The organism is Novosphingobium sp. SG720, assembly GCF_012275365.1.
GTDB lineage: Bacteria > Pseudomonadota > Alphaproteobacteria > Sphingomonadales > Sphingomonadaceae > Novosphingobium > Novosphingobium rhizosphaerae.
On record NZ_JAAZQN010000007.1, the window covers coordinates 210,761 to 233,702 of the forward strand.

Here is a 22,942-nt window from a genome sequence, read left to right on the forward strand (position 1 = left end):
ACTTGCCTAATGGCGGGATAGGCTGGGCGGGGGCGGCGTTCGGCAACGGCCAGGGCATCGTGTCAGAGGCCCGGCGAGGAGTCGTCCAAGGGGCCGGATCACCCTTTCGGGAAGCACTATTTCTAATCCCTCGCATTAGTTTGTGAAATGGTGCAGTGCCGTGATTGCGAAGGCGCACGCGCTGGCATAGCGCTATTGTCAACAGGCAGCCAAGCAAAGCCGAGGCATGACATGAAGACTACTGCGCGCGTTGTGGTGATTGGTGGCGGCGTCGTCGGCGTCAGCACGTTGTATCACCTGGCCAAGATGGGCTGGTCCGATGTCGTGCTGATCGAGCGCAAGGAGCTGACCTCTGGGTCCACCTGGCACGCCGCCGGCCTGCTGCCGCTGTTCAACCTGTCCTATTCGGTGGGCAAGCTGCACCAGTATTCGGTGGATCTCTATCCCAGCCTGGAGGCCGAAACCGAACTCAACGTCGGCTTTTCGCGGGTGTCCAATATCCGCCTGGCCAACAGCCCGGACCGGATGGACGAATACCGCTATTACGCGGGCGTGGCCAAGACCATCGGGGTCGACGTCAATTTTCTGACGCCCGAACAAGTGCATGAAATCTGGCCGCTGGCGCAGATGGATGGCGTGCTGGGCGCGATCCAGCACCCGGCTGATGGCTATATCCAGCCCGCCGACCTGACCCAGGCCCTGGCCAAGGGCGCGCGCCAGCGCGGCGCCACGATCATGCGCAACACCACGGTCACGGGCATCACGCAAAAGCCGAACGGCGAATGGGTGGTGGCCACCGACCAGGGCGAGATCACCTGCGAGCATGTGGTTTCGGCCACCGGCAGCTTTGCCCGCCAGACCGGCGCGATGGTCGGCCTGGACGTGCCGGTGATCCCGGTGGAGCACCAGTACATCGTGACCGAGCAGCACCCGGCGATCATGGAGCGCCGCGCCAAGGGCCTGCCCGAAATGGGCGTGCTGCGCGAAAGCGATTCGAGCTGGTACATGCGCGAGGAAGCCGGCGGCCTGCTGCTCGGCCCCTACGAAGTGGGCGCGCCGGCCTGCTATGTGAAGGGTCCGGCGGCCAACAGCGAATACGAGCTGTTCCCCGATGCGCTCGAACGCCTGGAGCCGTACATCCTCTCGGCCATCGAGCGCGTGCCCGCCTTTGGCGAGCTGGGGATCAAGAAGGTTTACAACGGTGCCATCGCCTACACGCCCGACGGGTCGCCCATCGTCGGACCGGCGCCGGGGCTGAAGAATTTCTGGCTCAACGAAGGCCACAGCTTCGGCATCACGGCGGCAGGCGGCGCGGGTTGGCAGCTGGCCCACTGGATCGTGGGCGGAGAACCCACCATCGACATGATGGGTGTGGACCCGCGCCGCTTCGGCACCTATGCCGATGAAGGCTATCTCATCGAAAAGAATGAGGAAGCCTATGCCAAGGTGTTCACCGTCCACTACCCGGACGAAGAGCGCGAGGCCGCGCGGCCCCTGCGCCAGACGCCCTGCTATGACCGCATGAAGGCGCTTGGCGCGGTGTTCGGCAGCGTGTTCGGCTGGGAGCGCCCCAACTGGTTCGCGCCCGCAGGCTATGAACTGAGCGAGGCCGATCTCGACAAGCCCGAAACGCTGCTCAACCACAACCACCCCGATGTGCCGGGCGCGCCGATCCGCGAAAAGTGGTCGTTCCGCCGCTCCAACTACTTCGAGCATGTTGGCAACGAATGCCGCCATGTGACGGAAAAGGTTGGCATCCAGGACATGAGCGCCTTTGCCAAGTGCCTGATTTCCGGCCCCGGTGCGGAAGAATGGCTGGGCAAGCTGTTGTCCAACGCTATCCCGAAGAAGATCGGCCGCGTCACGCTGTCCTACCTGCTCACCCCGGCCGGCGGCGTGCGCAGCGAATTCACCGTCTACAAGCGTGGCCCGCAGAGCTACTATCTGGTTTCGGCTGGCGCCCTGGAATCGCATGACCACGATTACCTGATCAAGGCGCTGCCCGCCGATGGTTCGGTGAAGTTCGAGCGGCTGACCACGGCGATGGGCGTGCTGGTCCTCGCCGGGCCGCGGGCGCGCGACGTGCTGGCCAAGGTGACGCACACCGACTTGTCGAACGAGGCCTTCCCCTGGCTGACCGGCAAGCGCATCTCCATCGGCGCCGCGCCGTGCGACGCGCTGCGGGTGAATTTCATCGGCGAACTGGGCTGGGAATTCCACCACCCGATCGAGATGCAGAACTACATCTTCGACAAGCTGATGGCCGCCGGCGCCGAATTCGACATCAAGCCCTTTGGCATCCGGGCGATGACGTCGATGGCGCTGGAGAAGAGCTACAAGCTGATCCCCCGCGAACTGTCGGTGGAATACAACGCGCTGGAAAGCGGGCTTGAGCGCTTCATTTCGTTCAAGAAGCCGGACTTCGTTGGCCGTGACGGGCTGCTGGCGAAGAAGGAAGCCGGCCTTTCCTGGAACCTTGTTACCCTGGAGGTGCTGGGCGTTACCGATGCCGATGCCCGCGGCTCCGAAGCAATCTATCGCGATGGACAACTTGTTGGCCGCGCCACGTCGGGCGGCTATGGTTGGCGCACGGCCAAGTCGCTGGCGCTGGCGATGATTGCACCCGAACACGCAAACCTTGGCACCGAGCTGGAAATTTCCATTCTCGGCACGGTGCACAAGGCCGTGGTGATCCCAGACTCGCCCTTCGACCCCGAAAACCTTGCCTTGCGGAGCTAGTCCCATGCGCGATTTGGAATCGATTGCCGAACTGCTGAACCAGGATCGTCCCGGATATACCTTGCCCCAGGCGCTCTATACGAGCGAGCAGGCGTTCAAGTTCGATACCGAGGTCATGCTCAAGTCGGTGTGGCTCTATGCCTGCACCGTGGCCCACGTGAAGAACCCCGGCGATTTCTATGTGTTCGAAATGGCCAACAATTCGGTGTTCATCGTGCGCGGCCGGGATGGCGCGATCCGCGCGTTCTACAACACCTGCACCCATCGCGGCTCGCGCATCTGCCAGGTGCAGGCCGGCACGATGCCGCGCATCATGTGCCCCTATCATTTCTGGACATTCGGGCTGGATGGCAAGCTGATCGCTGCGCGCGGCATGCCCGAAGGCTTTGACAAGAGCGCGCATGCCCTGCGCGAAGTGGCGCTGGAAAATTGCGGCGGCCTGCTGTTCATCTGCCTGGCGGAAAATCCACCGCCGATCGATCGCGCCAAGGCCGACATCGCCGCCGCGATCGGCATCTACAACCTGGACAAGCTGAAAGTGGCGGCGGTGGAAGACCTGCACGACACGGCCAACTGGAAGCTGGTCATGGAAAACAACCGCGAGTGCTATCACTGCGAGGCGAACCATCCCGAACTGCTCAATTCGCTGAGCGGATCGGGTTTTGGCCGGGGCAACCCGGAAGATGGCGATGCCAGCGACGAAGCCGACGTGGCCGACCAGGTGGAGCACTGGAAGGCGCTGGGCGTGTGGCAGGACCTGGTCGAATTCCCCGATGGCGGCTGGCACCGGGTGGGGCGGCTGGGCTTGGCCCATGGTGCGCTGTCGCAAACGATCGACGGACAGCCGGCGTCGCGGAAGCTGATCTGGTCGGTCGATCATGCCGAGCCGACCAGCGTTTCGGTGTGGACCCAGCCCAATTCGTGGCACCATTTCTGCTGTGACCATGTCGTCACGTTCAGCGTGATGCCGCAGGGGCCGGATCGTTCGATCCTGCGCACCTCGTGGCTCGTCCACGAAGACGCCGTGGAAGGCGAGGACTACACCGTCGAGAACCTGACGCACGTGTGGAAAGCCACCAATCGCCAGGATCGGCGCCTTGCCGAAATGAACCACGCCGGCATTGCCACCGATGGCTATCGTCCCGGGCCTTATGCCCTGGAGGAAAACCTCGTCGATGCCTTCAAGACCTTCTACGTCGAGCGCGGCAAGGCTGCGCTGGAAGCGGCAGGACAATCCTGAGATGATGCGCTTTTCCGGGCTCAATCTTATTGCGCAGGCCTTTTCGGGGCACCAGTCGTGGCCCGAACAGTGGCCCGACAAGGCGCCCAAGGCGGCCTACGACGTGATCATCGTGGGCGCCGGCGGGCACGGCCTGGGCGCGGCCTATTACCTGGCGGCCAAATACGGGATCACCAATGTTGCGGTGATCGAAAAGGGCTGGCTGGGCGGTGGCAACACCGGGCGCAATACCACGATCATCCGTTCGAACTACCTCTACGATGAAAGCGCCCACCTCTATGACCACGCGGTCAAGCTGTGGGACGGGTTGAGCCAGGAGCTCAACTACAACGTGATGTATTCGAAGCGGGGCGTGCTGATGCTCGCGCACAACGTGCACGACATCCAGAGCTTCAAGCGCCACATCCACGCCAACCGGTTGAACGGCGTGGACAATGAATGGCTTAGCCCCGAAGAGTGCCAGGCCTATTGCCCGCCGCTCGATATTTCGCCCAATGCGCGCCATCCGGTGCTGGGCGGCGCGTTGCAGCGGCGCGGTGGCACCGCCCGGCACGATAGCGTGGCCTGGGGCTATGCCCGCAAGGCCACGGCGCTGGGTGTGGACATCATCCAGAACTGCGCCGTCACCGGCATTCGCCGGGGCGCGGATGGCGCGGTGCTGGGGGTGGAGACCGAGCGCGGCTTCATCGGCGCCAAGAAGATCGGCGTTTCGGCGGCGGGCAATACCTCGGTCGTGATGAACATGGCGGGTCTGGAATTCCCGCTGGAAAGCTATCCGCTCCAGGCGCTGGTGTCCGAACCGGTCAAGCCGATCTTCCCTTGCGTGGTCATGTCCAACACCGTCCACGCCTATATCAGCCAGTCCGACAAGGGCGAGCTGGTGATCGGCGCGGGGACCGACCAGTATACCTCGTATTCGCAGCGCGGCGCCTTGCACATCATCGAGCATACGCTGGCGGCGATCTGCGAGATTTTCCCGATCTTTACCCGCATGCGCATGTTGCGCACCTGGGGCGGGATCGTGGACGTGACGCCCGACCGCTCGCCCATCCTGGGCAAGACCCCGGTGCCGGGGCTCTATGTCAATTGCGGGTGGGGCACCGGCGGGTTCAAGGCGACGCCGGGCGCGGCGGACCTTCTGGCCCACACCATTGCCCATGATGCACCCCATGCGATCAACGCGCCGTTCAACCTGGATCGCTTCCGCAACGGGCGGCTGATCGACGAGGCGGCCGCGGCCGCCGTGGCCCACTGAGCAAGGGGCAGGAGCCAAGCCATGCTGTTGATTCGTTGCCCCTATTGCGAAGAAGATCGCCCCGAGGTGGAATTCGTCTATGGCGGGGAGGCGCATGTCGCCCGGCCGCTCGACCCGGCCGCGCTGAGCGATCAGGATTGGGAGCATTACCTCTACATCCGCCGCAACCCGCGCGGGCGGCACCATGAACGCTGGCGCCACACCCACGGCTGTGGACGCTTTTTCAACGCGGTTCGCGACACCGTAAGCGACCATTTCGAACAAACCTACAAGGCCGGAGAAGCGCGCCGATGAGCGGCTATCGTCTTCCTGCCGGCGGCCGGATCAACCGCGCCGCGCCGCTGGATTTCACCTTTGACGGCCGCGCGCATCGCGGCTTTGCCGGAGACAGTCTGGCTTCGGCGCTGGTCGCGTCGGGCCAGATGCTGTTCGGCCGCTCGTTCAAGTATCACCGCCCGCGCGGGATCCTGGGCATGGGGACGGAAGAGCCCAACGCGCTGGTGACGGTGGATCGCGGCGAAACCGGGCCGGGCTGGGGCCGCGCCACGCCCAACCTGCGCGCGCCGTCCGTCGCGCTGTATCAAGGGCTGGACGCGCAGAGCCAGAACCGCTTCCCTTCGCTCAAGTTCGACCTGGGCGCGGTGAACGACCGGCTGGGTGCGTTCTTTCCCGCCGGGTTCTACAACAAGACCTTCATGTGGCCGCGCTCGGCCTGGGAAAAGCTCTATGAGCCGGCGATCCGGCGCATGGCCGGGCTGGGTGCCAGCCCGACGACGCGCGATCCCGATCATTACGATGCGACCTATGCCCATTGCGAAGTCTTGGTAGTGGGCGGTGGCTTGGCCGGCATCGACGCCGCGCTGGCGGCGGCGCAAGGTGGCAGCCGGGTGATCCTGATCGACGAACAGGAAGAACTGGGCGGTGGCGCGCTGTCTGACCAGGCGCTGTGGGGCGAAGTGGCGGACAAGGCGATGGCGCTGCGCCGGCTGGACAATGTGACCGTGCTGACCCGCACCACGGCTTTCGGCTATTACCACCAGAACTTCGTGGGCGCGGTGGAGCAACTCACCGATCATCTGGCGCCGGGTGAGGCCAAGGGTGCGCGCGAGCGGCTGTGGCGCATCCGCGCGGGCGAAGTGGTGCTGGCCCAGGGTGCGATCGAGCGCCCGCTGGTGTTCGATGGCAACGATGTACCCGGCGTGATGCTGTCGAGCGCAGGCCGCACCCTGGCCGTGCGCTATGGCGTGGCGGTGGGCCGCGCCGTGGCGGTGATGGCGGTGCACGACAGCGGCTGGCGCGATGCGCTGGCGCTCAAGGCCGCGGGCGTCAACGTGGTGGCGGTGATCGACTTGCGCGCGCAAGTGGCCGCCGACCTGGTCAGCGCCGTGCGCGCGGCGGGCATTGCCGTGCATCTGGGTCACGCGGTGACGGGCGTTTCGGGCCGGCATGGTGTTTCCGGCATCACCTTTGCCGCCAATGGCACCGGCCATTCGCAGCAACTGGCCGTGGATGCGCTGCTGATGGCCGGCGGGTGGACGCCCACGGTGCATTTGTGGAGCCACGCCAAGGGCAGCCTGCGCTGGGACGCCGGATGGGGCGCCTATCTGCCCGACGTGCCACAGGAAAACTGCCGTGCCGTGGGCGCTGGCGCCGGGGCTTGGGATCTGGGCAGCGGCCTGGCGCTGGGTACGCTGCCCGGCCCCAAGCCGATCTGGCAGACCAAGGCTTTCGTCGATTTCCAGAACGACGTGAAAGCGCGCGACATCGATCTGGCTGTGCGCGAGGGCATGCGCTCGATCGAGCACATCAAGCGCTATACCACCAACGGCATGGCGACCGACCAGGGCAAGACCAGCAACCTCAATGGGTTGCAGATCGCCTCGGGTAGCCTGGCCAAGCCGGTGACCGATATCGGCCTCACCACGTTCCGCCCGCCCTATACGCCGCAAACCTTCGGCGCATTGATGGGGCACCACAAGGACGCGCTATTCCAGCCGATCCGCAAGACGGTGATCGATGGCTGGGCCGATGCGCGCGGTGCGGTGTTCGAGAACGTGGCGCAGTGGCGCCGTGCGCGCTATTTCCCGCAAGGGGGCGAGGACATGCACGCTGCCGTGGCGCGCGAATGCCTGGCCGTGCGCCGCCAGGTGGGGATCTTCGATGCCTCCACCTTGGGCAAGATTGAGGTGGTCGGCCCCGACGCCGCCGAATTCCTCAACCGCATGTACACCAACCCGTGGAAGGCCTTGGCGCCGGGCCGCTGCCGCTATGGCCTGCTGCTGCGCGAGGACGGGTTCATCACCGATGATGGCGTTTCGGCGCGGCTGGCGCCCGACCGCTTTCACCTGACCACCACCACCGGCGGCGCGGCGCGCGTGCTGGCGATGATGGAAGATTATCTCCAGACCGAATGGAGTGATCTGGACGTCTGGCTGACCAGCACGACCGAGCAATGGGCGGTCATCGCCGTACAAGGTCCGCTGGCGCGCGATGTGATTGCGCCGCTGGTGGAAGGCATCGACCTGTCGCGCGAAGCCTTTCCGCACATGGCAATCCGCGAGGGCACGATCTGCGGCGTGCTGACACGGCTGTTCCGCGTAAGCTTTACCGGCGAACTCGGCTATGAAGTCAACGTGCCGGCCGAGCATGGCCGCATGGTGTGGGAAGCCATCCACGCCGCCGGCCAGCCGCACGGCATCACCCCTTATGGCACCGAGACAATGCACGTCCTGCGTGCCGAAAAGGGCTATGTGATCGTCGGCCAGGATACCGATGGCACGCTGACGCCCGATGACGCCGGCATGGCCTGGGCCGTGGGCGCCAAGAAGCCCGACTTCGTGGGCAAGCGTTCGCTGGCGCGGCCCGACATGACCGCGCCAGGGCGCAAGCAACTGGTCGGGCTGTTGACCGAAGATCCGAACGAGGTGCTGGAGGAAGGCGCCCAGATCGTGGCCGATCCGGCCCAGCCGGTGCCGATGACGATGCTGGGCCACGTCACCTCGTCGTATCACAGTGCCACGTTGGGGCGGTCGATCGCCATGGCCGTGATCGCCGATGGCCGCGCGCGCGATGGCCAGGTGATCCATGTGCCGATGCCCGGGCGCACGATCCGCGCGCGGGTCACGGCCAGCACGGTGTTCTATGATGCGCAAGGGAGCCGCCTCGATGTCTGACGCCATTGCGATTCCCCCGCTGGCCGTGGCCGGCACCGACCTGGCGCTGGAAAGCAACGCGGTCCTGCCCGGCGGCGTGACGCTGACGCTGGAGCCGCCGGCAAGCCGCTGGTCCTTGCGCGCGCGCACGGCCGAGGCGCTTGGTGCCGTGATCGGCCGCGCAGTGCCGACCCGCATCGGCGAGACCCTGGATGGCATCGCTTGCCTTGGTCCTGATGAATGGCTGGCCGATCTGCCCGCCGGAACCGTCGTGCCCGACGGTGCTGGGCAGCCCGTCAGCGTGGTGGACGTGTCCGCGCGCGGCGTGGTGATCCGCGTGGAAGGCGCCAGTGCCGCGCGGGTGCTGTGTTCGGGCTGCCCGCTCGATCTCGAACGCTTTGCCGTGGGCCGGGCCACGCGCACGGTGTTCGAGACGGTGGAAGTGATCGTCTGGCGCGAACAGGCGGATATGTTTCGCGTGTTCGTGTGGCGCAGTTTTGCCCCTTGGCTGTGGCACGCGCTCAAGGCGGTGCAACTGGGCTGACGCTCAGTCGGGCGCGGGGTGCGCCGCGCCCTTGAAGCGTAAGGTGGCAACCAGGCCGTCGGCCTGCCAATCGAGCGTGATGGCGCCATCGCGCAGGCGCACGATGCGGTCGATCAGGTTAAGCCCCTGTCCGCCCTCGCGCGAGGTGGCCGCCACGGGACGGCTGGATTTTTCCTGCCACACGATCACCAGGTCGCCATCCTCGTCGCGGCTGGCGAGCCGGATCTCGCCACCATGGGCAATGGCGCCATGCTTGGATGAATTGACGGCGAATTCGCCCACGACGAGCGCGATGGTGTCGGCCAAGGCGCGGGCGATCGGGATGTCTTGCACGGCGTCCATCGCCACCGGGCAGAACCCGCTGCTGAAGGGCATGGTCAGGGCCTCGATCAGGTCGACCAGGCTGCATGGCACATCGCGGCTGGTGAATAGCGCCTGGGCACGGCCCATGGCCAGCAGCCGCTCGGCCATTTCGGTGGCGAATTCGGCGTTCTGCGCGTCCCCACGGGCAAAGCCGCGGATCAGGCTGGAAATCATCGTGTAGGTGTTCTTGAGGCGATGGTGCAGTTCGCGGGTGGCCGTTTCCAGCACCTGGCGGGCCAGTTCGGCGTCCGTCACGTCGCGCGAAACGGCCAGGTAGCTGATCAGGTTGCCCGTGTCATCGCACAGCGCCGAAACGCTCACGTCCCACCAGCGGCTTTTGCCCTTGGCCGTTGGGCAGTGCGCCCGAAACCGAGACATGCCGCCGTCCAGCGCTGCGGCATAGCCGCTCTCGATATGGGGCCTGGCTTCGGCAGGCCAAAGATCGGCCCACTGCTTGCCGATCACGTCGACGGGGGCATCGATTTCCATGGCGCAGATGCCGTTGGGGTTCATGTAGGCGACCGTGCCATCGAGCCCGATGACTTTCACGCAGTCTACGCTCTGGTCCAAAGCGGTGGCCAGGGAGACGTGGGAAATTCCGGCAACTTGTTGGGAAAGTTTGATGTTCGTCATGTCTGCTGCCGGAGTTCCCCATCACATCCGGTCAGGCGGGCTGCGCGCGCACCTTCACGATTGCTATCAAATCGGTGGAAACGATCTTGGTTCCCGCGATCGGCGACAGATGGGCAATTTTTGGGCTTGGCGCCGAACACCGCAGCCAATGCTGCCTAGTTGCGCTCCACGACATTGGCGATCTCGTCGCACTTGCTGTCGCCCATCCGGGCGCAGGCGCGCAGCCAGAACAGCGCGGTCTTCTTGCTTTGCGGCACGCCTTCGCCCAGCGCATAGGCCAGGCCCAGGTTGCGCGCGCAGTCGGGCTGGTATTTCGAGGCGATGCGGGCGCATTTGGCATAGAGATCGCTGGCGATCGTGGAGTTTTTGCCCACGCCTTCGCCCTTGGCATAGCTGAGCGCCAGGTTGAACATCGCGCGCGGATCGTTGTGCCCGGCGGCCATGCCATACCAATAGACGGCTTTCTGCAGGTCTGCCGACACCACGCTGTCATCGGAATAGATATCGCCAAGCGTGCCCATCGCATCCACGTCTCCGCCGCGGGCGCGCAATGTCAGCTTGCCGATATAGAGCGAGATTCGTTCGGCCTGCGCCCGCTGGCTTTCCTGCTGGCGTTGCCGCTCGGCCGCGGCCGCCAGAGCTGCATCGCCATCGTTCTGTCGGCTTTGCAGCATGGCATCGATGCCCGTCTCCAGCCGCCAGCCGCTGGCGTTTTCCACCACCAGCTTGCCGGTCATGCGCTCTTCCGTGCAGGTACCGGCAAAGTGGGCGTCGCCCGACGCGCTGTCGAGCGCACAGGCGCCCGCCCGCACCGCGCCGCCCAGCGCGATGCGTTGGTTAAGGCCCGGTCCGGCCAGCGCTATGGTTGCCTGCATCGTGCCGTTGCGGATGGCCAGATCGATGCGGGCCGTGCCGGTCACGTCGCGGCGGCTGCGATAGGCCGTCGTCGAAAAGCCCAGGTCGATCCTTGTGCGGCCTAGGTTCAGCGAGGCTGGCGTGCGCTGGATGCGCCCGGCATTGCCGGAAAATTGGCCCGCGTAGACAAGACGGCCGCGAAAGGCAGCCTCTGTCGTGGGCGCGAGCGGCGTTTCCACGCGGTGCCAGACGCCACCGGGGTCGCGGCACACGCGCACCGGCACGGCGACATCGCCGCTGGTTGCCTGCATCGTCTTGCATTCGCGGCCGCCGCTTTCCTGTGCCACCGAACTGGCGGGAAGGGCAAGTATGGCAAGCGCAATGACAGTCAAGACCGCATTGGACCTGAAATATAGCGACATAACCCAAATGGGGTACATACGGAAATGCCCTGTCTCGATTCGTTACTTCCGAACCATGCGGCTTGATGCTAGCATCTTCTAGAGTGAACCAGCATGGGGACGGGGGCTTATGCAAAAGAACCTTATTGCAATTGTCATGGTATTGTCTTCCTTGGGTCTTGTCTTGATGCCGGTGGAGGCGCAAGCCAAGTGCGGCGGCAATGGCGGGCAAGTGGCCGGGGCCGTGGTCGGCGGCGTATTGGGCGGCCTGTTGGGGCGCAGCGTGGCTGGCGGACGGGACAAGACCCTGGGCACCGTGCTGGGCGGCGCGCTGGGCGTGGTCGTCGGCAGCCGGATCGGCAAGTCGCTTGATCGCTGCGAGCAGGAGAAGATGGCCACGGCCACCGAAGCGGCGCTCAATGCCAAGGGCAGCGATCAGGCGTCGACGCAGAAATGGACCAGCGAGACGCGGCCCGGCGTGGGTGGAACGGTGGTGGCCTCCACGCCCCAGGCCCAGCCCGACGGGCGCGTGTGCCGCAATGTCAGCCAGGTGAACTATGTGGATGGGCAGGAAATGAAGGACAATCCGCGGTTCTGTCGCACGCCGCCCAGCAGCGCCTGGGCCCCGGCCTGAGGCGCTGCGCCATGGCCAAGTTGAGGTGGGCGATCACCCTTCCGGCCTGTCTGGCGCTGGCCGTGCCACCGGCCGGCGCCCAAGGCACCTATTGCGGGGCGGAGCCGCCCGACGCGGTTTTCGCCGTGCCCCATTTCGACGATGAGCAGATGACCTATTCGGTCATCGAGCAGGGTGGGGTGCGCGTGCTCTATGCCAGCGGCGGCGTGGGGGACGAGGAAGGCAGCCGCCTCGCCGCCGCGCTTTCGCAGGCGGGGAACGTGGACGAAGTGTGGCTATCCTCGCCCGGCGGCAATCTGGAGCAGGGCATGGCCATGGGCCGGGCGCTGCGCGCGCGCCGTGTGCTGGTGCGGGTGCCGCAAGGGCGCGCCTGCATCAGCGCCTGCACCGTGGCGTTCCTTGGCGGGGCGCTGCGCACCGTGGACAAGGGCGGCTATTACGGCATCCACATGTTCTCGCTGTTCTTCGACAAGAAGGAAGCGGCGGCACGACAGGTGGAACTCATGAAGCTGCTGGTGGCGGCCGAGCGCGTGAAGAAGGGCACGTCTTCGGAAGTCTATCGCGAGATCATGATGGATTACGAACGCGGCACCGCGCTCGCGGCCGGACGGCTGGCCCGCTATCTGGTGGAAATGTCGGCCTCGCTGGAATTCCTGGGCGGCATGTTCGGCCAGCGCCAGCTTGGCGTGTGCTTTGTCAACGATACCGGCCTGCGGCGGTATAATATCGTCAACATCGAATAGGCGGCTTGGGAAAGGTGGGTAGCGGGCAGGGTGCCGGTATTGGTGGGAAGGAGGCCTACGCTTGTCCTTGCGTCAAAATCGCTCGGAACTCCTGAAAACGGTTTGGCACGTCATCCCAAAATCCCGACAACGCGCTTGGGAACCGCTCTTTCAAGTCTTTCAAAACTGGTGCTGCGTCGGGTTCGATCAAGCGGCGCAGCCAGCGTTCTAGAGGCAACCCCGCTCGCGCTGCGCCGCACAGCACACTTTCCGCCTCCCAGCCTATCGGGCCATCATTCGCTTCGGCTAGATCGTTTAAAAGCGCATGTTCAAACCATGTGTCGATGAATGCTTTGATGACAACTTGTTCGTTCTGCTTCCATTCTTGCCACCCGGCGAGTGAAAGCTTTCCTAGCACAATCTCTGGATCATTCGCGTTTGATCCATCAGACACTGAAACGTCCAAAATGCGTGGGAGCAAATAACGGAAATCTTGCTTGTTCCCAACGGTCAGAAACGCTCCGGATACATACCGCCAGAGTGATTGCCCGGTGATTAGCCGTAGTGGCGTCGTCAGCAGTACATCAGTGCCGCATGACGCGATGCAGCAAGGGCAACCTTCGATTATCGTGGGCGGCGGCATTTCGAATGCGCGGTAGACAGCTTCCAGCGCTTCAAACATTCGCCTCGCGGTTTGATTTGAGCCCCTTGCGGTCATTGTCGCAGACTGGCCATCACGCAGGAATAATGCAATCACATAGATACGGAATTGCCTGCTTGCGGGCGCTTGCAGCCCAGCCACATGGTTCACGCCGCCATGGCTTCAGCCCAGCAGCGGCCCGGCCCAAGGGTGGGCGTTGATCAGCGGTGGCAAGACCTGGTCCAGCAGGGTTTCGCGCGCCAGCGAGGCGGTCTGGCCGGGCAGGTCGCCCAGTTCGCCCATGCGCGCCACCACCTGGATGCGCCGGGCGAAGCGGCCGCGTGGCAGCGGCTCGACCCGCAGTTGCGGCATCAGCTGGGGCAGGGCGGCCAGGCACAGCAGCGAGGTGATGCTCCAGCCGATACCCATGCCCACGGTGGTCAATTGCTGGTGGATGATTTCCACCTCGATCACGTTGGGCAGGCGCAGCTTCATGCGGGTGAGCTGGCTTTCGATACGCTGGCCCATCCCGGTGTCGAGCGAATAGCGCACGAAGGGCAGGCGCTCGGCCACGTCGGCCGGTTCCACGCTGCCGGTGTGATCGGCCGGGAAGATCATCACGAAAGGATCGTCGATCACGTCGTGGTGTTCGATCCCCGGATGCTTTTCCAAGGTGTTGCTGCCCGTGACGAGCATGTCGCAGCGGCGGGCGAGGAATTCCTGCTGCTGCTTGAGCGAGATGCCCGAGCGCACGCGCCACGATCCCACGCGCATGCCGTGGCGGCGCAGGAGCGGCGCGGTCAGCAGGTTGGCCAGGCTTTCCGACATGCCCACCGTCAACTGGTCGATCGGCTGCTGCGCGCCTTCGCGCACTTCATCATAAGCGGTGCGGGCGTTGGCGAGCAGCTTGCGCGCGCGTTCGTGCAGGGCACGGCCCGACGGGGTGAGCCCCAGTGGCCGCAACGAGCGATCGAACAGCGGCGCACCGATGCCCTGCTCCAGCCGGGTGATGGTTTGCGAAACCGCCGACTGGGTGATGCGCAATTGCTGGGCGCAGGCCGTCATCCCGCCCAGTTCCACAGTCAGGACAAACACTTCCAAGCCGTGCAGATCGAATTCGGCGGGCAGGCGCATGGGCATTGATCCTCTGGGGCCGCCCTTTGCCGGCCCCCCGGTGTTTTCCTTGTGCCATCATGAAGCCTGAACTACCAGATTATATCTGCTTATTGTGTGTGCTGGCCCGTTCCTGTCGCGGGCAAGCCGTCCTATCAGGGTGGCAACCAGCGGAAGGGAGCTGACGTGGCGCTTTTGAAACCGGATTTCGTCCTGCTTGTCTCGTGTGTGGATCGCAAGGGCCTGGTGGCGGCGATCGCCACGTCGATTTCGGCGCAGGATTGCAACATCGTAGAAAGCGCGCAGTTCGATGATGCCGTGACCGGCCGCTTTTTCATGCGCGTTGCGTTCACCGCGCCTGCGGGCATGACGGTGGAAAAGTTCAACGAGGCATTCCTGTCGGTGGGCAGCGCCTATGGCATCGACTGGAAGGTGTTCGACCTGTCGGTCAAGGTGCGCGCGATCGTCATGGTCTCAAAGGGCGGGCATTGCCTGAACGACCTGCTCTATCGCACGGCCACGCGCTATCTGCCGATGGAAGTGACCAGCGTGGTGTCGAACCACACAACCTGGCAGCGCCGCGTGGAGCACGAGGGCATCGCGTTCCATCATCTGCCGATCACGCCGGAAAACAAGGCCGAACAGGAAGCGCGCCTGCTGGAGATGATCGCGCAGCAGAATGTCGATCTCGTCATCCTGGCGCGCTACATGCAGGTGCTGTCGGACGCGACGTGTCGCGCGCTCGAGGGCCGCGTGATCAATATCCACCATTCGTCGCTGCCGGCCTTCAAGGGCGCCATGCCCTATCACCGCGCGTATGAGCGCGGCGTGAAGATGGTGGGTGCCACCGCGCACTACGTGACACCCGATCTGGATGAAGGGCCGATCATCGCGCAGGATGTGTCGATGGTGGACCATGCCGATACCGTCGACGACCTGATCGCCCAGGGCCAGGAAACCGAAAGCCGCGTGCTGACCCGCGCGGTCAAGGCCCATTGCGAGCATCGCGTGATGCTCAACGGCCATCGCACCGTCGTGTTCAAATAGGGGGTGTTCGAATGAGCGAGGCGCAGCTTTACGCCGATCTTGCCGCCCTGGGCATCGCCTGGAATGCCTTGGAACACGAAGCGGTGTTCACCGTGGAGGAAAGCGAAGCGATTCACGCCGCGCTGCCTGGCGCGCACACCAAGAACCTGTTTCTCAAGAACGCCGACGGCACGTTCTGGCTGGTGACCGTGGACCATGCCAAGCGCGTGGATCTGAAAGCGCTGGCCGGTGCGGTGGGCGCCAAGAAGTTCAGTTTCGGCAAGGCCGAGGACATGGAGCGTCTGCTTGGGGTGACGCCGGGCGCGGTGACGCCGCTTGCCGCGATCAACGATGCGGGCGGCGCGGTGCGGGTGGTGATCGATGCGGACTTGGTTGACGCCGCGAAGGTTCACGTTCATCCCTTGCGCAACACGGCAACGATCGGTCTTTCCGGTGGTGATTTGTTGCGCGCCTTGGCAGGCTGGAATCACGCCCCGATCGTGTCAGGTATTCCGGAGCGGCCATGACTGTCAGCACCTTCGACCTGTTCAAGATCGGCATCGGGCCGTCCAGCTCGCACACGGTGGGGCCGATGGTGGCGGCCCGCCGCTTTACCGAAGCACTTGATGCCGCTGGCCTGCTGGGCGCGACGGCGCGGGTTTCGGTTGATCTCTATGGGTCGTTGGCGCTGACCGGCAAGGGCCACGCCACCGATGTGGCAGTGATCCTGGGCCTGGCCGGGGAAGTTCCCGCAACCGTGGCGCCCGATGCCGTGGCCGGCATCGTGGCGGGCGTCAATGAACGTGGCCGTGTTGCCCTGCTGGGCCGGCACGATGTGGCCTTTGCCCCGGCGCAGGACATGCGCTTTCTCCAGCGCGAGCGGCAGCCCTATCACAGCAATGCCATGGCGCTGGCCGCCTGGGACGCGGCGGGCGACATGCTCACGCGGCGGCTCTATTATTCGGTCGGCGGCGGCTTCGTGCTCGATGAAGACGAAGTGATCCGCAATGCCCCGGCGCAAGACCTGCCGGACCTGCCCTATCCCTTTGCCAGCGCGGCCGAACTGATCGAGATCGGCGAGGCGACGGGGTTGACCTTTGCCCAGATCATGCTGGCCAACGAACTGGCCTGGCGCAGCCCTTCTGAGGTGGACGCCGGGCTCGACCTGTTGGCCGATACCATGGCCGCCTGCATCGATCGCGGCTGCGGACAGACCGGCACGCTGCCTGGTGGGCTCAACGTGCGGCGCCGCGCCGCGCCGCTGGCGCAGGAATTGCAGCACCGCCAGCAGATGTCCTTGTCGGAACCGCTGGCGGTGCTCGACTGGATCAACTTGTGGGCCATGGCGGTGAACGAGGAAAACGCCGCCGGCGGCCGCGTGGTGACCGCGCCCACCAACGGTGCGGCCGGCATCATTCCGGCGGTGCTGCGCTATTACGAACGCTGCTATCGCGGCGATCGGGCAGGGCGGCGCACGTTCCTGCTAACGGCGGCGGCAATCGGCGCGCTGTACAAGCGCAATGCCTCCATCTCCGGCGCGGAAGTGGGCTGCCAGGGCGAAGTGGGCGTGGCCTGCTCGATGGCGGCAGCCGGCCTCACCGCAGCGCTGGGTGGCAACAACGCCCAGATCGAAAACGCTGCTGAAATCGGCATGGAGCACAACCTGGGCCTGACCTGCGACCCGGTGGGCGGCCTGGTGCAGATCCCCTGCATCGAGCGCAATGCGATGGGCGCGGTCAAGGCCATCGACGCCTCGCGCCTGGCCATGCTGGGCGATGGGCAGCACATGGTGAGCCTTGACAAGGTGATCGAAACCATGCGCCAAACCGGCGCAGACATGCGTGACAAATACAAGGAAACCTCGCTAGGCGGCTTGGCGGTCAACGTCGTGGCCGTCAACGTGGTGGAATGCTGAGCGAGTTCGAGGAGACACAATCGATGAAAGCCCTGGTCTGCGTGAAGCGGGTGATCGACTACAACGTGAAGCCGCGGGTGAAGGCGGATGGCACGGGTGTCGAGCTGGCGAACGTGAAGATGAGCATGAACCCGTTTGACGAGATCGCGGTGGAAGAAGCGATTCGCCTGAAGGAAAAGGGCGTGGTTTCCGAAGTGGTTGCAGTGTCGGTGGGCCCGGCCAAGGCGGCCGACACGCTGCGCACGGCGCTGGCGATGGGCGCGGACCGGGCGATCCTGGTGCAGTCCGACGAAGACGTGGAGCCGCTGGGCGTGGCCAAGATCGTGGCGGCGATTGCCGGCGAGGAACAGCCCGGCCTGATCATCACCGGCAAGCAGGCGATCGACGACGATTCGAACCAGGTGGGCCAGATGGTCGCCGCGCTGCTCGGCCGGCCGCAGGGCACCTTTGCCAATGAAGTCAGCGTGGAAGGCGATCAGTTGATCGTCAAGCGCGAGATCGACGGCGGGCTGGAAACGGTCAAGCTGGCGCTGCCTGCGGTGGTGACCACCGACTTGCGTTTGAACGAGCCGCGCTATGCCTCGCTGCCCAACATCATGAAGGCCAAGTCCAAGCCGCTCGCCACCAAGACCGCCGCTGACCTGGGCGTGGACGTGGCGCCGCGCCTCAAGACGCTGAAAGTGGCCGAGCCGCCGGTGCGCGCGGCGGGGGTGAAAGTGGCCGATGTCGATGCGCTGGTGGCCAAGCTCAAGGAACTGGGAGTCGCGTGATGGGTAAGGTTCTTCTCTGGGTCGAGCACGATGGCGCCGCGGTTCGGGACGCGACGCTGAGCGCGGTGACCGCCGCAGCCCAGCTTGGCGATGTGGTCGCGCTGGTGGCGGGCGAAGGCGTCGATGGCGTGGCCGCTGCGGCGGCGCAGATCGCCGGTGTTTCCGCCGTGCTCAAGGCCGACGACGCGGCTTATGCCCATGCCCTGGCCGAGAACGTCGCGCCGCTCGTGGCCGGCCTGATGGCCGATTACGACGCCTTCGTGGCCCCGGCCACCACCACCGGCAAGAACGTGGCGCCGCGCGTCGCCGCGCTGCTCGACGTGGCGCAGGTCTCCGACATTCTTTCGGTGGAAGGCCCCAAGACCTTCACCCGGCCGATCTATGCCGGCAATGCCATCGCCACGGTCGAATCGGGCGATGCCAAGCTGGTGGTGACGGTGCGCGCCACCGCCTTTGCCAAGGCGGACGCGACCGGCGGCAGCGCGAGCGTGGACGCGGTGAGCGGCGCGGGCGACGCGGGCCTCTCCAGCTTCGTCGGTTCGGAAATCGCCAAGAGCGAGCGCCCGGAACTGACCAGCGCCAAAGTCATCGTCTCGGGCGGCCGCGCGCTCAAGGACGCGGAGACCTTTGCCGCGACGATCACCCCGCTCGCCGACAAGCTGGGCGCCGCGATCGGCGCGAGCCGCGCGGCGGTGGACGCGGGATACGTGCCCAACGATTACCAGGTGGGCCAGACCGGCAAGATCGTGGCGCCGCAAGTCTATGTCGCGGTGGGCATTTCCGGCGCGATCCAGCACCTTGCCGGCATGAAGGACTCCAAGACCATCATCGCCATCAACAAGGACGAAGACGCCCCGATCTTCCAGGTGGCCGACGTGGGCCTGGTCGCCGACCTGTTCACCGCCGTGCCGGAGCTGGTGGGCAAGCTGTGATTTGACGGGAACATGCCCTCCCCCAGCCCCTCCCGCAAGCGGGAGGGGAGCTTAAGGCAAAATCCCCCTCCCGCGTGCGGGAGGGGTTAGGGGAGGGGTGTTGCCCCAATGCCCTTGATGACCATCCGCCAGACTTGCGCTATAGGCAGGCCATGGGGCGGGGCATCTTGGGCATGGCGGCGCTGGTCGTGGCGCTGTCGCTAGCGCCGGCAGCGCAGGCGGACAGTTTTTCGATCCAGCGCACGGCAGACTTGCGGTTCGGCCGCTTTGCCGTGTTTGCCAGTGGCTGGCGTTCCGTGGGTGCCAGTGGTGCGGTGAGTGGCAGCGGGATCATGGCGGTGGCCGGCAGCAGCACCGGCCCGGCGCAATTCACCCTCCGCTACGATCGCGGCAGTACCAGCACCCGCCCGATCACGGTGGCCGCGCAAGTGATGTTGATCGCGCCGGGGCAACTGATCAAGGATGGCGTCGTGGCGCGCCTTTCCGCATTCGAATCCGATCTGCCGGGCGGCAGCCTGCTGGTTTCGGGAATGCCCGTCAACGTGACGATCGCCAATTGCACCACGCGGGTGTGCACCGCCAATTTCGCCATTGGTGCGCGCATCGATGTGGATCGGCAGGCGGGCGGGGCTGACCTGACGATCCCCTTGCCGGTCACCGCCATCTTGCTGGCCGTGCTTTAGCCTCTTGTTCTGCGATACGCTTCGTGGTTTCCTCCCAATGGGAAACGCAAGGCAATCAGGTGGTTGATAATCGTTCACCAAAGTTTCGGGCCAAATTGGCACGTAGGTGTGCCGTTATGGCCGTGCTTGCCTTGCCGGGCAGCGCCCAGGCAGCCCAGGCCAACACCGCCACCGGCGAGGCGCAGGCACGGGTCGTCGCCACGCTATCCATCGATGCGCTCGACGCGCTGGATTTTGGCGTCGTGGTGGGCCGCGCCACGACAGGCGGCACCGTGGCGGTCGATCCCGCCGGCGGAGCGCCGCGCTATGGCGGAGGAGCCATCGCGGCGTGCGGGGCCGGCGTGCCCTGCGCTGCGGCGCATCCTGCCCGCTTTGCCGTGCATGGCGAGGCGGGGCGCGTCTATCTCGTGTCCGTGCCGGAAAGCCTGGTGGTCAGTGGCGATGGCCAAGGCCCCGTGCTGACGGTCGATGCCTTGGCCGTGCTCGCGCACACCCCGGGGCCCACCGGCAATGCCGGGCTGCTTGATGCGCAGGGCACCGATACGTTCAGCGTGGGTGGAACGCTGACTGTCCCTGCCGATGCCCCGGCAGCGCGCTATCGCCTGACGATTCCCCTGATCGTCACTTACGGCTGATTCTCGCGCGCGTTTTTTTCGTGCCGGACTGGCGAAATTTTTTGCGATGTGGCGGGAAATTTACAGGGGAAATTCCCTATGTGCTTGTTTTGCCAAAGCCAGGGGTAAACGCCAATTGGGTGAATTGTTAACTTAACCCAGATTAAAGAAGGCCTGCACCGCAGGACGGGGAAAGTACGTAGAACGTGCTGGTGCGGTGTCTCTCGCAGAGAGCACCCAGGGGGTCTTTAAGGGGTAAAGACGATGAAGAAGATTGCTGTTATCGCGGCCGTGATCGCCGCTGCTGCTGCCGTTCCGGCTTTTGCCGCCGGCAACACTGCCACCACCAACGGTACGGCCACCGCCACGGTGATCGCGCCGATCACGCTGGCCCACACTTCGGGCGCGGCGCTCAAGTTCGGCACCTTCACCACCGGTGCGGGCTCGATCACCGTGGGCGCCGGCGGCGCTGGCTCGGTTTCGGGCGGCGTGGTGTTCGTGACGGGCAATGCCAACGCGGCCGATGCGTTCACCGTGACCGGTGATCCCAGCCGTTCGTTTGCGATCACCACCACGGGTGGCACGATCGCCAACGGCACCAACACCATTCCCTTCACCACCGCAGCGTCTGCCGCCACCGGCGCGCTCGACAGCAAGGGCAATGCATCGTTTACGGTTGGCGGTACGCTGACCCTGGCCGGCACGGAACCGGCTGGTGCCTATTCGGGCACGTATAGCGCGACGGTCACCTACAACTGATCGCGACGAGGGGCCGGCTCATCGGGGGGTGAGCCGGTCTCTTTCGGTACAGGATAATTAACCATGATTGGAAACCGCAAACCTGGCCGCAGGACCTGGTCGGGATGGGCGGCAGCGGGCCTTGTGTGGTCGAGCGGGATCGTCCTGGGTCTGGCGCCCGGATCGGCCCAAGCGGCGCCGAACAAGGTTACCGTCAGCGGGACTGCCGCGGGAACGGTGGTCGATCCCATTTCGGTTCGCCAGATCAATGGCATGAGCTTTGGCCAGTTCGTTCAGCCCGCATCGGCGGGCGCGCTTGTGCTGAGCACCGATGGCACGCTGACCGCCTCGGGCGGCATGGGCGCGCAGACCACGATCGCGCAAAACAGCGCAAATCCGCCGCGCGCCGGGCAATTTGCCGTGGATGGGGATGCCGGCCGGCTGTTCTATGTGACGCTGCCTTCGTCGATCACGTTGACGGGTAACGGCGCGAGCATGACGGTGAGCAATTTCACCCAATCCACCTTTTTCGGCTTTGCCTGGACGGACAGCGATGGCGAATTCACGCTTAACGTGGGCGCGCAACTCAACGTGAATGCAAGGCAAGCTGTTGGAACCTATCGAGGAACCTATGCGGTGACAGTCACCTACCTGTGATGACGCCGTATTGTTTCGCGATATCCATCTTGTGAACCCCTAGGAAAAATCCCTATAGCTTCCGCCAAGCTGTACGGGGGTAAGCGATGAAGGGGATGCGTTGCGCGGGGGCGGGGGCCCCAGTGCGGGCTAAAGGCGCGCGGGCTAAAGGTGTGCGGGCTATTGGCGTGCGGGATGCCGGGTTGCGGATCTTGGGCATCATCGCCACGGCCATGGTTGGGGGAATGGTTTCGGGCGCGGTGCGCGCCGCCGATGATCCGCCGCCAGCTGCGCCGGTCGCCAATGCAGTGCCACCCGAAGGGGCGGTAGGCGGGCTTGGCGATGTAAACCTGTTTCCCAAGCGCGTGGTGCTCGATGATCGCCAGCGTGTGGCCACGATCGGGCTTTACAATCGCAGTGCCGGATCGGGCGATTATGAAATCGCCATCACCGACCGCGCGATGACGCCGGGCGGCGATATCGTGGACCTGGCCGCCGTCACCGATCCTGCGCTCAAGGCCCGGGTCAAGACCGCGGCCGACATGCTGCGCTGGTCGCCGCGCCGCGTGGTGTTGCAAGGCAATGAAGCGCAGACCGTGCGCGTCATGGCGCGCCTGCCCGAAGGGCTGCCGCCGGGCGAATATCGTGCGCATTTTTCCGCCGTGGCAGTGCCGCCCGATGTGGACCAGGGCCTGTCGATTGCCGATGCGGCCGGCAACCCGCCCAAGAACGCCATCGGCGTGAAGATCGTGCCGCGCTTTGGCATTTCCATTCCCGTAATCGTGCGTGTGGGCGAAACCACGCTGACCGTGGGCCTGGCCAGCGTGCGGCGCACGGCCTTGCCCGATGGGCGCCAGGCGCTGGCGCTTGCGATCACCCGCGGCGGCACGCGGTCCGCGTTCGGAGACATCACGGTAACGGCGCCGGGCGCCAAGGCGCCACTGGCGGTGGCGCGCGGGGTGGGCATCTATCCCGAAGTGGATGGCCGCACGGTGACCTTGCCGCTCAACCCTGCCGCGGGGCCGCTGGCGCCGGGCGCGCGCGTCACGGTGACGTACACCGACGATGACTTTGCGCCCGGCCAGACGCTGGCCAAGCAGGACTTCACCGTGCCGTGATCACGCCGCCATGCTCGCCTGCCATGGGCCCTGCCTTGCCGCAGGCCCTGGCAGCGCGGGCCACCTGGTGGAGCACGGGCCTGGGTTTGGGGCTGGGCTGCCTGGCCCATGGCACGCCTGCATGGGCACAGCCATGTCACGCCGGTCCCGTGCACGCGGGGATCGCCCGGCCCTCATGCGGGCATGGCCATGGCCAGCGATTTGCCATGCCGGGCTTGC

The 22,942-nt window shown here is 65.3% G+C and carries 22 protein-coding genes; 18 read left to right on the forward strand and 4 right to left on the reverse strand.

The genetic code is table 11. The features are described 5' to 3' along the window. The first annotated feature begins 231 nt into the window (after positions 1 to 231). The 6 genes from FHW94_RS20710 to FHW94_RS20735 are packed head-to-tail and all read left to right on the forward strand — an operon-like array spanning position 232 to position 8,930. Positions 232 to 2,739, forward strand: a complete 2,508-nt coding sequence (locus FHW94_RS20710; protein WP_168557732.1) for an FAD-dependent oxidoreductase — start codon at positions 232 to 234, stop codon at positions 2,737 to 2,739. A 4-nt stretch (positions 2,740 to 2,743) separates the two neighbouring features. After that, positions 2,744 to 3,979 carry an aromatic ring-hydroxylating dioxygenase subunit alpha gene (locus FHW94_RS20715; RefSeq protein ID WP_168557733.1) on the forward strand — a complete coding sequence of 412 codons (1,236 nt, stop codon included), beginning with the start codon at positions 2,744 to 2,746 and terminating at the stop codon, positions 3,977 to 3,979. 1 nt (position 3,980) lies between these two features. Further along, positions 3,981 to 5,234 carry a sarcosine oxidase subunit beta family protein gene (locus FHW94_RS20720; RefSeq protein ID WP_168557734.1) on the forward strand — a complete coding sequence of 418 codons (1,254 nt, stop codon included), beginning with the start codon at positions 3,981 to 3,983 and terminating at the stop codon, positions 5,232 to 5,234. A 21-nt stretch (positions 5,235 to 5,255) separates the two neighbouring features. Next, the gene (locus tag FHW94_RS20725) at positions 5,256 to 5,528 is read left to right on the forward strand and encodes a sarcosine oxidase subunit delta (protein ID WP_168557735.1); all 273 of its coding nucleotides are present in this window, start codon (positions 5,256 to 5,258) and stop codon (positions 5,526 to 5,528) included. Beyond that, the gene (locus tag FHW94_RS20730) at positions 5,525 to 8,407 is read left to right on the forward strand and encodes a 2Fe-2S iron-sulfur cluster-binding protein (protein ID WP_168557736.1); all 2,883 of its coding nucleotides are present in this window, start codon (positions 5,525 to 5,527) and stop codon (positions 8,405 to 8,407) included. The genes FHW94_RS20725 and FHW94_RS20730 overlap by 4 nt, the downstream gene beginning before the upstream one ends. Beyond that, the gene (locus FHW94_RS20735; RefSeq protein ID WP_168557737.1) at positions 8,400 to 8,930 is read left to right on the forward strand and encodes a sarcosine oxidase subunit gamma family protein; all 531 of its coding nucleotides are present in this window, start codon (positions 8,400 to 8,402) and stop codon (positions 8,928 to 8,930) included. The genes FHW94_RS20730 and FHW94_RS20735 overlap by 8 nt, the downstream gene beginning before the upstream one ends. A gap of 3 nt (positions 8,931 to 8,933) precedes the next feature. Here FHW94_RS20735 and FHW94_RS20740 read toward each other — a convergent pair whose 3' ends face one another. After that, on the reverse strand, positions 8,934 to 9,926 hold the full coding sequence (locus FHW94_RS20740; protein WP_168557738.1) for a PAS domain-containing protein: 993 nt from the start codon (positions 9,924 to 9,926) through the stop codon (positions 8,934 to 8,936). Between the two features lie 155 nt (positions 9,927 to 10,081). Next, complete coding sequence (locus tag FHW94_RS20745; protein WP_168557739.1) at positions 10,082 to 11,173, reverse strand: tetratricopeptide repeat protein; 1,092 nt, start codon at positions 11,171 to 11,173, stop codon at positions 10,082 to 10,084. A gap of 166 nt (positions 11,174 to 11,339) precedes the next feature. Between FHW94_RS20745 and FHW94_RS20750 the strand changes: the two genes are divergently transcribed. Both FHW94_RS20750 and FHW94_RS20755 read left to right on the forward strand, forming a co-directional pair. Continuing rightward, entirely contained in the window at positions 11,340 to 11,816 is a 477-nt protein-coding gene (locus tag FHW94_RS20750; protein ID WP_168557740.1) for a glycine zipper 2TM domain-containing protein, read from the forward strand. Between the two features lie 11 nt (positions 11,817 to 11,827). Continuing rightward, positions 11,828 to 12,559: a hypothetical protein gene (locus tag FHW94_RS20755; protein ID WP_168557741.1), complete on the forward strand. Its 732-nt coding sequence runs from the start codon at positions 11,828 to 11,830 to the stop codon at positions 12,557 to 12,559. Between the two features lie 55 nt (positions 12,560 to 12,614). On the opposite strand, the gene FHW94_RS20760 is transcribed toward FHW94_RS20755, so the two are convergent. Beyond that, a complete protein-coding gene (locus FHW94_RS20760) occupies positions 12,615 to 13,349 on the reverse strand; it encodes a hypothetical protein (RefSeq protein WP_168557742.1) in 735 nt (244 codons plus the stop codon). A gap of 12 nt (positions 13,350 to 13,361) precedes the next feature. Then, positions 13,362 to 14,312, reverse strand: a complete 951-nt coding sequence (locus FHW94_RS20765; protein ID WP_168557743.1) for a LysR family transcriptional regulator — start codon at positions 14,310 to 14,312, stop codon at positions 13,362 to 13,364. A 165-nt stretch (positions 14,313 to 14,477) separates the two neighbouring features. Here FHW94_RS20765 and purU point away from each other — a divergent pair, with 165 nt between their 5' ends. From purU to FHW94_RS20815, 10 genes are all read left to right on the forward strand, one after another. Continuing rightward, the gene (gene purU / locus FHW94_RS20770; RefSeq protein ID WP_168557744.1) at positions 14,478 to 15,338 is read left to right on the forward strand and encodes a formyltetrahydrofolate deformylase; all 861 of its coding nucleotides are present in this window, start codon (positions 14,478 to 14,480) and stop codon (positions 15,336 to 15,338) included. Between the two features lie 11 nt (positions 15,339 to 15,349). Further along, positions 15,350 to 15,844: a prolyl-tRNA synthetase associated domain-containing protein gene (locus tag FHW94_RS20775; RefSeq protein WP_168557745.1), complete on the forward strand. Its 495-nt coding sequence runs from the start codon at positions 15,350 to 15,352 to the stop codon at positions 15,842 to 15,844. Beyond that, the gene (locus FHW94_RS20780) at positions 15,841 to 17,232 is read left to right on the forward strand and encodes an L-serine ammonia-lyase (protein ID WP_168557746.1); all 1,392 of its coding nucleotides are present in this window, start codon (positions 15,841 to 15,843) and stop codon (positions 17,230 to 17,232) included. The genes FHW94_RS20775 and FHW94_RS20780 overlap by 4 nt, the downstream gene beginning before the upstream one ends. Positions 17,233 to 17,255: 23 nt before the next feature. Next, positions 17,256 to 18,002 (forward strand): electron transfer flavoprotein subunit beta/FixA family protein, encoded by a 747-nt coding sequence (locus FHW94_RS20785; protein WP_168556115.1) that lies wholly within the window; start codon positions 17,256 to 17,258, stop codon positions 18,000 to 18,002. Further along, entirely contained in the window at positions 18,002 to 18,934 is a 933-nt protein-coding gene (locus tag FHW94_RS20790) for an FAD-binding protein (protein ID WP_168557747.1), read from the forward strand. Before FHW94_RS20785 ends, FHW94_RS20790 begins: the two co-directional genes overlap by 1 nt. A 152-nt stretch (positions 18,935 to 19,086) precedes the next feature. Beyond that, complete coding sequence (locus FHW94_RS20795; protein ID WP_168557748.1) at positions 19,087 to 19,617, forward strand: DUF4402 domain-containing protein; 531 nt, start codon at positions 19,087 to 19,089, stop codon at positions 19,615 to 19,617. 116 nt (positions 19,618 to 19,733) lie between these two features. Then, on the forward strand, positions 19,734 to 20,252 hold the full coding sequence (locus FHW94_RS20800) for a DUF4402 domain-containing protein (protein ID WP_168557749.1): 519 nt from the start codon (positions 19,734 to 19,736) through the stop codon (positions 20,250 to 20,252). A gap of 243 nt (positions 20,253 to 20,495) precedes the next feature. Then, a complete protein-coding gene (locus tag FHW94_RS20805) occupies positions 20,496 to 20,990 on the forward strand; it encodes a DUF4402 domain-containing protein (protein ID WP_168557750.1) in 495 nt (164 codons plus the stop codon). A gap of 63 nt (positions 20,991 to 21,053) precedes the next feature. Beyond that, on the forward strand, positions 21,054 to 21,626 hold the full coding sequence (locus tag FHW94_RS20810) for a DUF4402 domain-containing protein (protein ID WP_168557751.1): 573 nt from the start codon (positions 21,054 to 21,056) through the stop codon (positions 21,624 to 21,626). 182 nt (positions 21,627 to 21,808) lie between these two features. Then, a complete protein-coding gene (locus FHW94_RS20815; protein WP_168557752.1) occupies positions 21,809 to 22,723 on the forward strand; it encodes a hypothetical protein in 915 nt (304 codons plus the stop codon). The last annotated feature ends 219 nt before the right edge of the window (positions 22,724 to 22,942 follow it).